Raw genomic sequence first — 12,930 nt, 5'->3', positions numbered from 1 at the left:
CATAAACAAAAACAAGAATTTCAGAAGGAGAATTTGGGTGTTCAATACCAAGATAACAATTTAATTGTCTGCACTGATGACGGAAAACCTCTTAATCCACGAAACTTGTTACGCCAATTTTATCGCTTGATCAAAGAAGCAAATGTACCACGTATAAGCTTCCATGATTTGCGGCATACACATGCAACCATCTTAATGCAGCAAGGCGAAAATCCAAAAGTGGTTAGCGAGCGGTTGGGACATTCTCGCGTTGGTATAACTTTAGATTTATACTCACATGTCAGCGATGATTTACAAGAGCAAGCGGCAGAGAAATTTGAAAATGCCCTGTTAAAACAGAGTTAAAATCCTTTAGTTGACTAAAGGTGCAAGTTTTGTGCAAATTTTTAAATTACGGAGATTGTAACACAATTGCTAATAAAACGAAAAAGCTTGAAACCCTTGATACGCAAGGATTTCAAGCTTTTCACTTTAGTGATTCCGACTGGGCTCGAACCAGCGACCTCCACCCTGTCAAGGTGGCGCTCTCCCAGCTGAGCTACGGAATCATATTTTGTTGTTCGCTATCGAACACATTTTTAATTATATAGACGGGCAAGTTGGTTGTCAACAACTTTTTTAAAAAAATCGCTATTCATGATGAAAAAAGGAAAGGTGCCTTCCCCGAAAGGAATAATGCGTGTTGGAACGGTTCGACATCGTATTTTTTCTACATTCTGATTGTTCTATCAAACGAGAATTTGCTTGCAAAGGCTGGGGGAATTGATGAAAAACGCCCGCCGCTTCCGGTGTCGCTCAAAATGAAACTGCAGCTGACGGTCTTGTTCAGCAGCACATTTCCTGTCTCATTGTTCAGCTTAGCGACGGAAATCAAATGGTCGCTCGCCGGACCGAGTGCATCCCATTGGTCGTATTGGCCCTGGGCAGCCGTGATTTTGCTGTTTTCGATCGCGTTTTCCGTTTTCTTGACTCGCTTGTTGGTCGATGAGATCCATGAGCCGGTCAGTGTGCTGTTAAGTCATATGAAACGGGCAGAAAACGAAACGTATAAACCCGTCGCCCACAATGTGTATACCGATGAATTTGCCTATTTACTTCGCGGATTTAATCATATGATCGACGCTGTGCATCGACGCGACCGAACGAACAAAGAACTGCTCAACCGTTTCATCACTGTCCTGACAGCGGCGCTTGACGCCCGCGATCCTTATACAGCTGGGCACTCGCTGCGCGTGGCCCGTTACGCACTCGCGATTGGGGAAAAGCTTTCCCTTCCGAATGAACAGCTTGATGCCTTGTATCGTTCCGCTCTACTGCATGATATCGGAAAGATCGGCGTTCCCGATGCCATTTTGCGTGAACTACCCACCACCTACGCTTCGCTTAGAGGTGGGGGCTTCAAGCGACTTGTGTGTGTTCGCTGAACGGTAAGCCACACACAAGAACCCTTTACGCTTCCCTTCGTTCCGAAGGTGTCCGTTCTAGCCATATTCTATCCTATTCGTTGGCTAACGCCAACCGACATTCATCTCCCACTTTCACTGGTGCTGGCGCACCTTCACGTTTAGAAGTAGGAGACTTCTTTCGGAGGGAAGTTAAAAGAGGAGCGGCTGTTGTCAACCTCAGCGGCATCTTGACCCGCCCGCCGAGCTGTGAAGGCTTGGCGGGCTGATGGCTATGGCGTTGAAACTGACGGCCGCTCCTGAACAAACGACAACGCCTGCTCAAAATCGGCGATCAAATCGTTGACATCCTCAAGCCCGACGCTCAGCCGCAACAAGCCGTCGGTAATGCCGCGCCGGAGCCTCTCTTCTTTTGGCATCGCCGCATGCGACATTTTCGCTGGGTGCGATAAAATTGACTCGACCGCCCCAAGGCTGACAGCAAACACCGGCAAGCGGACGTTTCGGACGAACGTCCGAGCCGCTTCTTCATCGGCTAAACGGAACGACAGCACAGCGCCAAACCCGGCCGCCTGATGGCGCTGGATGTCATGGCCTGGGTGGTGCGAAAGCCCTGGATAATACACATCTTCCACTTTCGGATGGCGCGCCAAATACTCAGCGATGGCCAGGGCGGATTCGGACGACTGCTTCAGCCGAACGTGGAGCGTTTTTAATCCCCGCAGCACAAGCCACGCATCTTGGACGCCAAGAACGGCACCAAACGCGTTTTGCAGTTTGTACAGCTCTTTTCCCAACTCTTCATCTTTCACCACGGCCAATCCGGCGACGACGTCGCTATGGCCGGCTAAAAATTTCGTGGCGCTGTGAAGGACAATATCGACGCCAAGGTCAAGCGGCCGCTGCAACGCCGGCGTCATGAACGTATTATCCAAGAATGTCAAACAGCCATGCGCCTTCGCCAACTTGACGACGCCTTGAATATCGGTCACTTTTAACAGCGGATTGGACGGCGTTTCCATATAAATGACTTTCGTGTTCGGACGAATGTTTTCCGCTACTGTGTTTAAATCTGTCATATCGACAAACGTATGCTCGATGCCAAAGCGGGTCAACACTTCCGTGATCATCCGGTACGTGCCGCCGTAGACGTCTTCGGTCACGAGGACGTGGTCGCCTCGGGACAAGAGCAAAAACGCCGTCGAAATGGCCGCCATGCCAGAAGCGAAGGCGAATCCGCGCGTTCCGCCTTCTAACGCCGCGATCGTTTCCTCAAGCGCCTCGCGCGTCGGGTTGCCGGAGCGGCTGTAGTCGTATTTGCCGAACGTGGCGAAATCGAACTGATGGAACGTGGAGGCGTGCTGGATCGGCACGCTCATCGCTCCCGTGTGGCGATCGACTTTCCATTCATTATGGAGCAGTTTCGTTGAAAACGACCATTCCCGTTCCATCGCTTACACCTCTTTCATGTGTTTGAACGCTTGCGCCAAGTCGGCGATTAAATCATCCGCATGTTCGATGCCGACCGAGAAGCGGAGCAGCCGGTTGCAAATACCGTTTTGGATGCGGATTTCCTCAGGAATGTCCGCATGCGTCTGCGTCGCTGGGTACGTAATAAAGCTTTCGACTCCGCCCAGGCTTTCCGCGAATGTAATGAGGCGCAAGCTTTTTAAAAACCCGTTCACCCACTTTTCATCGGCAATCCGGAACGACAGCATCCCGCCTCTCCCCGGATACAGCACATCAGTGACATCTTCATGTTCGCGCAAAAAGGCGCTGATGCGCTTGGCGTTTTCTTCATGCTGGCGCATCCTTAGCGCCAGCGTTTTCATCCCGCGAATCAACAGCCACGAATCAAACGGCGACAACACCGCGCCGATGGCGTTCTGATACTCGGTCAGGCGTTGACAGAGCTCCTCGCCCTTGGCGACGACAAGGCCAGCCAACACGTCGTTATGGCCGCCTAAATATTTCGTGGCGCTGTGGATGACAATATCGGCGCCTTGTTCGATTGGGCGTTGGAGCACCGGCGTGTAAAACGTGTTATCGACGATCAGCAGCAGCCCATGCCGTTTGGCGAATTCGGAGACGGCGCGGATATCGGTCTCATGCATAAGCGGGTTCGTCGGTGTTTCCAGGAAAATCGCTTTCGTTTTTTCGGTGATACACGCTTCCACCGCAGCGAGATCAGCAAAATCGACGTAATGAAAGCCGAGACCGTACTTGCGCCAGCCGCGCTCAAACAGGCGGTACGTCCCGCCGTAAAGGTCGGCCGATACGAGAAACTCGTCTCCGCTCTCAAACAAGGCGAGCACTGTCTGAATGGCGGCCATGCCGGAGCTGAACGCATAGCCTTGGTCGCCGCCTTCCAGTCTCGCGATCGCTTCTTCGACGATTTTGCGCGTCGGGTTGCCGGTGCGGATATAGTCAAACCCGGTCGACTCCCCGATGCCGGCATGACGGTAGGCGGTGGAAAAATAAACTGGCGGGTTGACCGTCCCCGTCACCGTTTCGCTCCGGTTGCCAATTTGCGCTAACAACGTTTCTAGTTTATCCACCTCATCTCTCTCCTTCTGTTGAAAATTCCATCATGGATCAACGGCCAACCACTTAACGCCCAACGAAGCGCCGCTGTTGGTCAAGCAGCAGCCGAGGGCCTTGATCCTCGACGCCTCTCGGTTGAGGGAGCGGCCGCTTGAGTAAATAAAAAAAGTCTTCTAAGAAGAAGACTTTTCCATACGAACATGGTCATGCTTCTTCTTATCTGCCGAATTGAATGCTCAATTCGCTGGATTTAGCACCTGGCCGTCGGGCGGCTGGTTGCTGAAGCTTCATTGGGCCAGTTCCCTCCGCTTCTCTTGATAAGAACCGCTGCGTATTTAATTTTGTTAATTGTTAATTTATTAAAAAATGTAACGCATTCCGGTCATTTTTGCAAGTCATTTTTTTTGCCGGCACCAATGTTCGGCAAGTTCACGAAAAATTCGAGCCCTTCGTTAACATCTTTTTGCCTAAATATGTTACAATAACAAGTGAACTTGCGCTTTCATGGAGGATGATCATGGCGACAGCATCAGGAACGATGCGCGATTATACGCTTTACAGCAGGGAGCTGCAAGAAGAAATCGGGTTGCTTGTCTACTTGCCAAGCGATTTTTCTCCGTTGCATAAATATTCTTTATTAATCGCGCAAGACGGCAAGGATTATTTTATGTACGGAAAAATCAAAACCGTGATCGAGACACTCATGGACGAAGGAACGATCGACCGAACGATCGTTGTCGGCATCCCGTACCGGAACGTCAGCGACCGCTACGAGAAATACCACCCGGCCGGTCGAAAAAACGAAGCCTATATCCGCTTTTTGGCCCATGAGCTCGCGCCGTTTTTGGATCGCGAGCTGCCGACATATCAAATGGGCAAAGGACGAGCGCTGATTGGCGATTCGCTGGGAGGAACCGTGTCGCTTCTAGCCGGTCTGTTGTATCCGCATACATTTGGAAAAATCGCCATGCAGTCTCCTTACATTGACGACTCAGTGCTCGAACGCATCCGCGCGTTCCGCGCCCCGTCGCTTCTTTCCCTTTACCATTCCGTCGGCGCAGAAGAAACGGCGGTCAAAACGACGGACGGCCATGTACGCGATTTTATCACCCCGAACCGGGCCGCACGGGACTTATTGATCGAAAAGCGGTTTCCCTACACGTACCATGAATTTGCCGGCGGGCATGCATGGACGTATTGGCAGCCGGATGTGCCCCGGGCGGTATCGGCCATTTTGTCGCTGTAAATAACGGCAAACGAACCATCTGAAGGAGGGAAAGCGGAATGAAGTACGTCATTGTCATTTTTCCGCCAAAGCGGATTCAAGACTTCGCCAACTCGTACCGGAAGCGGTACGACAGCCATTACGCCCTCATCCCGCCGCACATTACATTAAAATACCCGTTTGAGGCGGATGAGGAGCAAATCAAAGAAATGACGAAAGAGCTGCGCCGCATCGCAGCGGAAACGGAGCCAATTCCGATCAAAGTGACGAAATTCAGCTCGTTTTACCCGACAAGCCACATCATTTATTTGAAAGTCGAGCCAAACGAAGTGCTGGAACGGTTGCACGAGCAGCTGCACAGCGGCTTGTTTGCCGGGGAGCCGGAATTCGTGTTCGTGCCGCACATTACAATTGGCCGCGATTTGCCGAATGCGGAATACGCTGACGTCTACAGCCAACTGCGGCTGCAAAACGTCCATTTTGAAGAGACGGTCGACCGGTTCCACCTTCTTTACCAGCTCGAGAACGGATCATGGACTGTCTATGAAACCTTTATCGTTGGAGGAAAGGAAACGGGAGAATGAACGTCGCCATTGGAACAACGGAAGACCGCGCGTTGTATGAAGACGCGTTGCGCGTCCGTCGGATTGTATTCATCGAAGAGCAAAACGTGCCGGAAGAAGAAGAAATCGATGCATTTGAACATGAATCGTTCCATCTCGTCCTATACGATGGCGAACAAGCAGTCGCAGCCGGCCGGTTTCGCCTGGTCGATGAAGGGGTTGGCAAAGCGGAGCGCATCTGCGTTTTGCCGGCTTACCGCGGCCGCGGCGTCGGCCGGATGGTGATGGAGGCGTTGGAGCAGCTTGCGAAAACAAAAGGGGCGAAAACGGCGAAACTGAACGCCCAGACGCACGCAGAACCGTTTTACCAAAAGCTCGGCTATACGACCGTCTCCGGCGTCTTTATGGACGCCGGCATCCCACATGTCACGATGGTGAAATCACTCGAATGATGGCCATAGAACAGCCTCGTCTACACTGATCCAAGGCTTGGGATCATCGAACATCGTTTCGCTCTCCTGAGCCAAGCAGAGCAAAAGGGAGCTGTGCGCACGCAAGCTCCCTTTTGCTTACTTTTTGTTGTTCAACATATTGGCGATCGTGTTCAAATCAATTTGTTTGCCGTTATGGACGATCGCCTTGACGATTTGGTCCTCAAGTTCTTTTGGCACTTTCCGGTTGGCAATTTGCGCCACCCGCTTCACCACTTGGCGCACCGTTTTTTCATCGCTGAAATTGGCGTTTTGCAGCGAGTTGGCGAGCTCAAAAACGTCTTTCATATTGACACCTGTTTTCTGTTCGATGTTTTTAAAAAATTGCTGATCCATCGTTCTGCCTCCTTCTCCCTGCTATATCGTATGATGCTCCCGCCTCGGCGTGCATCAAATTAGGGAAAGAAAAATACGAGCCGCTCCGTGGCGCCGAAACGGCCCGTATCCCATTCGCTTTTTCCGTTAGGCGACAAATGCCGCGCCGACAATAATCAACAAAATGAACAACACGACAATCAGCACAAAGCCACCGCCATAGCCACCGCCATAGCCACCGCCATAGCCGTAGCCGTAAGGATAACCATAACCGCAGAAGCCCATTATAATGTTCACCTCCTTCTCCGTTTACTGTATCGTATTCACCGGCTTAGCGGAGCGTATGGGCGCAAAGGCCATTTTGTCATCCAAATCGGCGGAACAGCTCGGCAAATTCCCGCTCCTTCTTCGCAAACCATTGCTCGATGTAGTCCAAGTTGCCTTGTACACTTTTTAAAAATCCATTGTTCAATTTTTCGATTTCTTGCAGCTGTTTGTTAAAGTCCTTTCCCCATTGTTCAAACAGGCGGATGAACGTTTCATGCCCTTCTTTGCGCGACGCAACCCAATTTTCGAGCGCTTTTTCCAACTCTTTGCTCACACTTTCCCCTCCTTTCTTACTGTTGTATGCAAAAACGACTGCCCGAGGTGAAGGCGTCCCCGTTCTTTTTTTGCCTTGCCATATGGTAAAGTAAAGATGAACGGCAACATGAAAGGGAGGGAACGAATGTGAGACAAATTGAAACAGTTGAGCAATTCGAGGCGGCCATTTCCGGCGATAAGCCAGCGATTATGAAGTTTTACACAACTTGGTGTCCAGACTGCGTGCGCCTGAACATGTTCATCGATGACATCATCCGCGATTACGGGCAGTACGACTGGTTCGAAATCGACCGAGATCAGTTTCCAGATATTAGTGATAAGTACCAAGTGCTTGGCATTCCAAGTCTTCTTGTGTTCCGAAACGGGGAAAAAATCGCCCATCTGCATAGCGCTGATGCGAAAACGCCGGAAGAAGTGCGCGCCTTTTTGCAGTCCCTGCCGGAGTAAGACGGGGCGGCATCCTTGCCTCGCCAGAGAAGAAGGGCAACAAAAAGAGGCTGTCCGAGAAGGAAGCTTTCCTTCTCGGACAGCCATGCGAATGAACAGACAGCTCCTTATGGATCGCTGATTGTGGAAACGGAAGCCGTCAATATTCAGTTTCGTCGTAGTCTTTCGGCTGGCGCATCAGCTGCGGGCTGTCAAACATGAATTCAATCGAAATTTCCTCATCGGTCGTCCGCGTCCGCTCGGAGCGGTCGTTTGGTTTCAATTGGACTTGAATTTCCTCATCCGTCGTTTTTATCCGTTTGTCTTCCATCGTCTTTTACTCCTGTGTCATCAGTTTCGTAAGAGCGGTTCGACTTTTTGCACAAGCTCTGCCATTTTTGCGGCGTTTCGTTCATACAGCGCCTTCGCCTCTTCGGAATTCGTCTGCAACGCATACAGCTCCAGATCAGCCTGCATTTTTTTCATCGCGGCCAAGAGCAGCTTTTTCTCCTGCGGCTCGGCAATTTGGATCTTATCATCGTACAAATCGATCGTCAGCTGTCCGTATGAATCGACTTGGGCGTGAAACACATTTTCAATCGCCACTCCTTGTTTGTCAAGCTGTTCCTTCAGCCAGCCGCGGCTAAGCCCCATCGTAGCGAGTGGCTCATCCAAAATCATGCCGTCCATAATGACCGTTTGCGGCTCTTTTTCCCGCGGTGGGTTTGGGAACACATCTCCGACGGTGAGGGGCTGCTTTTCCCGCTTCAGCAACACGTTCAAGTCGCCGTTTGGCTCAAGCACCGCAAACTCGACGTCGGCGACGCGGAACACATCTTTTTTGCGCAGCTGTTCGAGCAGCTCGTCAACCGTATATTTCTCCCGTTTCAAGTTTTCCTCTAAAATTTTGCCGTTTTTAATAAAAACCGTGGAATTGCCCTCGACAAAATCGCGAAATTTCTTGTTGCGCAGCGAGAGACGAGCGACAGCCACTGGAAACAGCGACCAAATCAAAATGCTGGTGATGCCTTCTTGCAACGAAATTCCTAAATCGACCGACATCGTTCCAGCAATATCGCCGACGGTAATGCCGACGATGTATTCAAAAAACGACAATTTTGATAATTGCTTTTTGCCGAGAATGCGGGTGATCACAAACAACCCGATTAAAATGCAAATCGAACGAATGGCGGTTTCTAACCATATAGGCATCGATCATGCTCCTTACTTTCCGTGATATTGCGGCTCCTCGAACTCGAGCCGGCCGATCCGGTCTTTGATGTCCGCGATGATCTCCTCTGTCGCAAGCATCGCTTCATGAAACGTCCGCTGCGCCGTTTCATCCTGGGAAGTGAGCGCCAGCTGTTGCAGCCCAGCGTGAATGCCTTTTAAGCTCGCCAACGTTTGTTTCACCTGCGAAGCAACGGTCATGGAAGATCCCTCCTATCCTTTCGGGCGGAACAAGAGCGCCCCGATAAACCCAAAGACGATCGCCGCGGAGATGCCGGCGCTCGTCACTTCAAACATGCCGGTCAATACGCCGATAATGCCGTGTTTTTCCGCCTCTTGCATCGCGCCGTGAACGAGCGCGTTTCCAAAGCTCGTAATCGGAATCGTCGCCCCGGCGCCGGCAAAATTAATGAGCGGCTCATACAAACCGAATCCATCCAAAATCGCCCCGACGACGACGAGAATCGTCAACGTATGCGCAGGTGTCAGTTTAAACACATCCATCAAAATTTGCCCGATCACGCAAATCAGCCCGCCGACGACAAACGCCCAAAAAAACATGGCCAACACGCTACGCCTCACCTCCGTACTCGATCGCCACCGCATGGGCAATGCACGGGATCGTTTCGTTTTGCTGAAACGACAATGGCGATAACAGCGCCCCTGTCGCCACCGCCAAAATGCGCTTCAGTTCGCCGCGGCGCATCCGTTTGATGAGATGCCCGTAAACGACGACAGCGGAACAAGCCGCCCCGCTCGCTCCGGATAAAACCGGCTGTCCGTCACGGTAAATGAGAAGTCCGCAATCTTGGTAGCGCTCTTCATCGATGTCAATGCCGTGCTGACGCAGCAAGTCAAGGGAGACTTGGCGTCCGATTCGCCCTAGATCGCCGGTGACGATCAAATCGTAATACGATGCATCGATTTGCATGTCGCGCAAATGCGCCTCAATCGTATCGACCGCCGCCGGCGCCATCGCTCCACCCATGTTGAACGGGTCGGCAAGCCCCATATCCACAACGCGGCCGATCGTCGCTGCCGTCACGCGCGGCCCGTCCCCTTTCGGGCTGACGATCGCCACGCCAGCTCCCGTTACCGTCCACTGCGCTGTCGGCGGCTTTTGCCCGCCGTATTCGGTTGGATAGCGGAACTGCTTTTCGACAGCGGTGTTATGGCTTGACGCACCGGTTAAGATATAGTCTGCCCCGCCATAGTTGGTAATAAAAGCGCTGAGCGCAAGCCCTTCCATGGAGGTTGAGCAGGCGCCAAAAATGCCAAGGTACGGCATGCCGAGCGTTCGGGCGGCAAAACTTGTCGGCGTCATCTGGTTGATCAAATCGCCGGCGATGAGAAACTGCACGTTTTCCTTCTCTAATCCGGCCTTTTCCATCGCCTGAAACGCTGCTTCTTCCATGAGCACGCGGTGCGCCTTCTCGTACGACTCCTCTCCGAGCCATAAATCTTCGTGAAGAAGATCAAAGTCTTCCGCGAGGCGGCCGTTCGCCTCAAACGGCCCGCCGACCGCCGCTGTTGCGATGATTGCCGGCTTGTTCGCAAACACCCATGTGCGGTGCCCTTTCAGCATTACAATCCCCCCCACTGGGTCGCAATCGTTTTGACAAGAGCGATAACAAAGGCGGAAAACGTACCGAACAAGATGACCGATCCGGCGAGCTTGAACATGTTCGATCCGACGCCTAACACAAATCCTTCCGTCCGGTGCTCAATCGCCGCCGAGATGACGGCGTTGCCAAACCCTGTCACCGGCACGGCGCTTCCCGCCCCAGCGAATTGGGCGATCCGGTCATAAACGCCAAACCCAGTTAAAATCATCGACAAAAAGACCATCGTCGCCACCGTCGGATTGCCTGCCGTTTGCTCGGTGAAATCAAAGAAGTACATATAGAAATAAGAGATCGCCTGCCCGATCGTGCAAATGATTCCGCCAACGAGAAACGCGCAAACACAGTTTCGAACAATAGGACGCTTCGTTTCCCGCTCTTTTTCGAATAAATGATATTCCTGCTGAACCGGGGTCAGCTTTTTCCGTTTTTCATTCGCCATAATGACACCTCTTATGTTTGCTCTTTGCTTAGCTTTTCAATGCGCTTGATTTCCCGATTGACTTTTCGTTCATCCCAGCGTCGATTGTCCATGTTGGCTTTTAATTCCTTCGTCTTCCAAAAAATTTTCAAATCGCTCGAGGAAACAACATCATAGCCAGGAAACAGGTCGCGCAGTTTTTGGTCAATGTCTTTCTCAATTTGTTTTCGACTCCACCGCTTCATATGGGGAATTTGATAAGCAATGAGCAACCGATCCACGCTGTTGACCGCCACCACGTCCCGAACATCGTCGCGCCCGCGCAAATAGCTGGCCGCCCGCTCGGCCGGACCTTGGTTCAGCTCCGCATGTTTCGCCGTCCCGGACGTTTGGGTTCTCAGTAGGTTTGCCCCTTGCAGCGATTGTTTTTGTTCCGTTTCTTCTTTGGCGCAGCCGCCGACCGCGATCATCGCAACGACGGCCGCCAACCACCATTTTTTCATCTTCATCAACCCATTCGTTTTTATGTATTTCCGCCAAGTCGGGAAAGGTTGGCGTGCTGTGCCAACCTTTCCGCCTGAACCATCCCATTCGCTTCAGCGAAGGTTATTGTTGTTTATATTGTGGCTCTTCGTTTTGAATTTCTTGCATGCGCGAGTTCACCAAATCAACGACCGCCTGCGTTTGTTGGGCAGCTTGTTGGTAAAGCTGTTTCGCGGCTTGGTTTTCGGTTTGCAAAGCAAACGTTTCGAAGCTCGCTTGAGCCGATTTTAACCCCGCCAATGTTTGTTTCACTTGTGTTGCAACCGTCATGATTCATGTCCTCCTTATATGGTGTAAGATTGGTGGTGACAATGTTTAGAATGGTTTTTTCGCCGCCAAATTATAATTGTCATTTTCTGCAAAACGTTCTGTCGCCTTTCCAGCCTTTCCGGGCACAAAAAGGGCGCCTTCTGCAGGCGCCCATGCGGGTTACGACTTGTCATCAACTTTATCGGAATAACCGCGGCCGAGCGACGGTTGTTTAAAATACCGGCCATCACCAAAATGCTTAAGAAGGCATGGTACAGTTGTTCATATTTGCCAAGATCAATGTCGACGCCGAATGTCTCAAGCGCAATCACGGCAAACGATCCGATTGCCAGCCAAAGCCCGTAATTTTTAAAACGCTCCACCGTTGGCGTCCCCCATTTGCTTTATGGCTAGATCCACGAGAACGGTCTCTGTTCTCCTTCGTTTCGATCATAGCCTCCTTCACCATGTTCTTCCTTATCCCGGTCCCGCGCATCTTCAACGGCTTCCATTTCCGTATCATCGCGGTGCGGGAACAACCATGGATCGCGGATGCGGCCGCGCGGCATAATGACGATGTCATCGGCATGAATGATCAATTTATCGACATGAATCACTTTCGCTTTTTTCCGATCCGACATGCCCTTCCCCCCTTCCTTTCGCCTAGTTGCACTGTTAGACTATGCAAGGAGAGGAAGCGGAGTATAGGCGCTTCTCACGGATTTGTGCTATTTCTTTACGACCGGCGGCCGGCCGCAGCCGCAGCCTCTCGGGCGCCGCACTGGCTGGGTTGTTGAGGTGAGCGCCCAAGCCGTCGGTTTGGGCGAGATTGGTTTCGTCATGGCCTCATCCCTCCAGATGAAAAAAATGTATGGCTACTGCTATTGTATGGCCCTATCGGCCAAGGGTGCGCCTCATTTTTCCTTGTGCTCGTCCGGGTGGGGCACAATCGCGTTTTCTTGGCGCAGCGTACGGAAAAACCAGCTGTCCGGCCGTTCTTCGTCACGTACTCCTCCCGTCTCTCCTTGCAGCTGCTGCAGCTGGCGGCGAAGTTCGTCGTTTTGTTTCATCAGCTGCTTTATTTGCTCATAACGTTGCTTGCTTTGGTAAGCCAGTTCCCTTAACACTACATTTTCTGCCTCTGCTTCTTCGAGCCGGCGCTCCAGCTCAGCAATCCGCTCAGCCAGCCGCCGTTCATCTATCCCTTTTGTTCCTGCCTTCGCCGCTCCCCGTTGTTCTCTCATTCGTCATCTCCCCCTTTATTTCATCGTCCGGCAGACGCCTGCCGATAAAAA

At 51.7% G+C, this 12,930-nt stretch carries 21 protein-coding genes, 1 tRNA gene, 1 pseudogene and 1 riboswitch; of the genes and pseudogenes, 6 read left to right on the top strand and 17 right to left on the bottom strand.

Going from position 1 to position 12,930, the window contains the following annotated elements:
- Positions 1 to 33 precede the first annotated feature (33 nt).
- Positions 34 to 345 (top strand): site-specific integrase, encoded by a 312-nt coding sequence (locus NSQ51_RS04345; RefSeq protein WP_233434086.1) that lies wholly within the window; start codon positions 34 to 36, stop codon positions 343 to 345.
- A 130-nt stretch (positions 346 to 475) separates the two neighbouring features.
- On the opposite strand, the gene NSQ51_RS04340 is transcribed toward NSQ51_RS04345, so the two are convergent.
- Positions 476 to 548: transfer RNA gene (locus NSQ51_RS04340), tRNA-Val, on the bottom strand.
- A gap of 252 nt (positions 549 to 800) precedes the next feature.
- Here NSQ51_RS04340 and NSQ51_RS04335 point away from each other — a divergent pair.
- Positions 801 to 1,424 (top strand): HD domain-containing protein, encoded by a 624-nt coding sequence (locus NSQ51_RS04335; protein WP_233434087.1) that lies wholly within the window; start codon positions 801 to 803, stop codon positions 1,422 to 1,424.
- A 251-nt stretch (positions 1,425 to 1,675) separates the two neighbouring features.
- On the opposite strand, the gene metC is transcribed toward NSQ51_RS04335, so the two are convergent.
- Together metC and NSQ51_RS04325 are read right to left on the bottom strand one after the other, a co-directional pair.
- A complete protein-coding gene (gene metC, locus NSQ51_RS04330; RefSeq protein ID WP_121650154.1) occupies positions 1,676 to 2,854 on the bottom strand; it encodes a cystathionine beta-lyase in 1,179 nt (392 codons plus the stop codon).
- A 3-nt stretch (positions 2,855 to 2,857) separates the two neighbouring features.
- Positions 2,858 to 3,961, bottom strand: a complete 1,104-nt coding sequence (locus NSQ51_RS04325; RefSeq protein ID WP_049624138.1) for a methionine biosynthesis PLP-dependent protein — start codon at positions 3,959 to 3,961, stop codon at positions 2,858 to 2,860.
- A 199-nt stretch (positions 3,962 to 4,160) separates the two neighbouring features.
- Positions 4,161 to 4,271, bottom strand: a riboswitch (SAM riboswitch).
- 193 nt (positions 4,272 to 4,464) lie between these two features.
- On the opposite strand from NSQ51_RS04325, the gene NSQ51_RS04320 reads away from it, so the two are divergent.
- From NSQ51_RS04320 to NSQ51_RS04310, 3 genes are read left to right on the top strand one after another with little or no spacing between them, the layout of a single operon-like run.
- Positions 4,465 to 5,193, top strand: coding sequence for an alpha/beta hydrolase-fold protein (locus tag NSQ51_RS04320; RefSeq protein WP_049624139.1), 729 nt, complete (start codon positions 4,465 to 4,467; stop codon positions 5,191 to 5,193).
- Positions 5,194 to 5,231: 38 nt separating this feature from the next.
- Positions 5,232 to 5,756, top strand: a complete 525-nt coding sequence (locus NSQ51_RS04315; RefSeq protein ID WP_049624140.1) for a YjcG family protein — start codon at positions 5,232 to 5,234, stop codon at positions 5,754 to 5,756.
- Positions 5,753 to 6,187 (top strand): GNAT family N-acetyltransferase, encoded by a 435-nt coding sequence (locus tag NSQ51_RS04310; RefSeq protein WP_033015695.1) that lies wholly within the window; start codon positions 5,753 to 5,755, stop codon positions 6,185 to 6,187. Before NSQ51_RS04315 ends, NSQ51_RS04310 begins: the two co-directional genes overlap by 4 nt.
- Positions 6,188 to 6,304: 117 nt before the next feature.
- Here the strand turns inward: NSQ51_RS04310 and NSQ51_RS04305 are convergent, their stop codons facing one another.
- The 3 genes from NSQ51_RS04305 to NSQ51_RS04295 all read right to left on the bottom strand — a co-directional run bounded on the left by NSQ51_RS04305 (position 6,305) and on the right by NSQ51_RS04295 (position 7,142).
- Complete coding sequence (locus tag NSQ51_RS04305; protein ID WP_033015693.1) at positions 6,305 to 6,562, bottom strand: stage VI sporulation protein F; 258 nt, start codon at positions 6,560 to 6,562, stop codon at positions 6,305 to 6,307.
- A gap of 126 nt (positions 6,563 to 6,688) precedes the next feature.
- A complete protein-coding gene (locus NSQ51_RS04300; protein WP_080985672.1) occupies positions 6,689 to 6,826 on the bottom strand; it encodes a YjcZ family sporulation protein in 138 nt (45 codons plus the stop codon).
- A gap of 79 nt (positions 6,827 to 6,905) precedes the next feature.
- On the bottom strand, positions 6,906 to 7,142 hold the full coding sequence (locus tag NSQ51_RS04295; protein WP_015374185.1) for a hypothetical protein: 237 nt from the start codon (positions 7,140 to 7,142) through the stop codon (positions 6,906 to 6,908).
- 128 nt (positions 7,143 to 7,270) lie between these two features.
- Between NSQ51_RS04295 and NSQ51_RS04290 the strand changes: the two genes are divergently transcribed.
- On the top strand, positions 7,271 to 7,591 hold the full coding sequence (locus NSQ51_RS04290; RefSeq protein WP_049624141.1) for a thioredoxin family protein: 321 nt from the start codon (positions 7,271 to 7,273) through the stop codon (positions 7,589 to 7,591).
- Positions 7,592 to 7,730: 139 nt separating this feature from the next.
- Here NSQ51_RS04290 and NSQ51_RS04285 read toward each other — a convergent pair whose 3' ends face one another.
- From NSQ51_RS04285 to NSQ51_RS04235, 11 genes and pseudogenes are all read right to left on the bottom strand, one after another.
- Positions 7,731 to 7,901, bottom strand: coding sequence for a hypothetical protein (locus NSQ51_RS04285; protein WP_183084369.1), 171 nt, complete (start codon positions 7,899 to 7,901; stop codon positions 7,731 to 7,733).
- A gap of 20 nt (positions 7,902 to 7,921) precedes the next feature.
- Complete coding sequence (locus NSQ51_RS04280) at positions 7,922 to 8,782, bottom strand: DUF421 domain-containing protein (RefSeq protein WP_049626174.1); 861 nt, start codon at positions 8,780 to 8,782, stop codon at positions 7,922 to 7,924.
- Between the two features lie 12 nt (positions 8,783 to 8,794).
- Positions 8,795 to 9,001 (bottom strand): DUF1657 domain-containing protein, encoded by a 207-nt coding sequence (locus NSQ51_RS04275; RefSeq protein ID WP_011230357.1) that lies wholly within the window; start codon positions 8,999 to 9,001, stop codon positions 8,795 to 8,797.
- A gap of 12 nt (positions 9,002 to 9,013) precedes the next feature.
- Complete coding sequence (gene spoVAE, locus NSQ51_RS04270; RefSeq protein WP_053532180.1) at positions 9,014 to 9,370, bottom strand: stage V sporulation protein AE; 357 nt, start codon at positions 9,368 to 9,370, stop codon at positions 9,014 to 9,016.
- A 1-nt stretch (position 9,371) separates the two neighbouring features.
- A complete protein-coding gene (gene spoVAD / locus NSQ51_RS04265) occupies positions 9,372 to 10,385 on the bottom strand; it encodes a stage V sporulation protein AD (protein WP_049624144.1) in 1,014 nt (337 codons plus the stop codon).
- Positions 10,385 to 10,864 carry a stage V sporulation protein AC gene (gene spoVAC / locus NSQ51_RS04260; RefSeq protein ID WP_049624145.1) on the bottom strand — a complete coding sequence of 160 codons (480 nt, stop codon included), beginning with the start codon at positions 10,862 to 10,864 and terminating at the stop codon, positions 10,385 to 10,387. Before spoVAC ends, spoVAD begins: the two co-directional genes overlap by 1 nt.
- Positions 10,865 to 10,875: 11 nt before the next feature.
- Positions 10,876 to 11,352 carry a YhcN/YlaJ family sporulation lipoprotein gene (locus NSQ51_RS04255; RefSeq protein WP_049624146.1) on the bottom strand — a complete coding sequence of 159 codons (477 nt, stop codon included), beginning with the start codon at positions 11,350 to 11,352 and terminating at the stop codon, positions 10,876 to 10,878.
- A 97-nt stretch (positions 11,353 to 11,449) separates the two neighbouring features.
- Positions 11,450 to 11,656 (bottom strand): DUF1657 domain-containing protein, encoded by a 207-nt coding sequence (locus tag NSQ51_RS04250; RefSeq protein WP_033015681.1) that lies wholly within the window; start codon positions 11,654 to 11,656, stop codon positions 11,450 to 11,452.
- 159 nt (positions 11,657 to 11,815) lie between these two features.
- Positions 11,816 to 12,018, bottom strand: a pseudogene (locus NSQ51_RS04245) (holin).
- 27 nt (positions 12,019 to 12,045) lie between these two features.
- Positions 12,046 to 12,276, bottom strand: a complete 231-nt coding sequence (locus tag NSQ51_RS04240) for a hypothetical protein (protein ID WP_049624147.1) — start codon at positions 12,274 to 12,276, stop codon at positions 12,046 to 12,048.
- A 273-nt stretch (positions 12,277 to 12,549) separates the two neighbouring features.
- Positions 12,550 to 12,879: a spore coat protein regulator YlbO gene (locus tag NSQ51_RS04235; protein ID WP_033015677.1), complete on the bottom strand. Its 330-nt coding sequence runs from the start codon at positions 12,877 to 12,879 to the stop codon at positions 12,550 to 12,552.
- Positions 12,880 to 12,930 lie beyond the last annotated feature (51 nt).

It is taken from the genome of Geobacillus sp. FSL K6-0789, assembly GCF_038593135.1.
Classification (GTDB): domain Bacteria; phylum Bacillota; class Bacilli; order Bacillales; family Anoxybacillaceae; genus Geobacillus; species Geobacillus stearothermophilus.
Note: the sequence above shows the minus strand (reverse complement) of the source record. Positions and strands in the feature narration are given on the sequence as shown.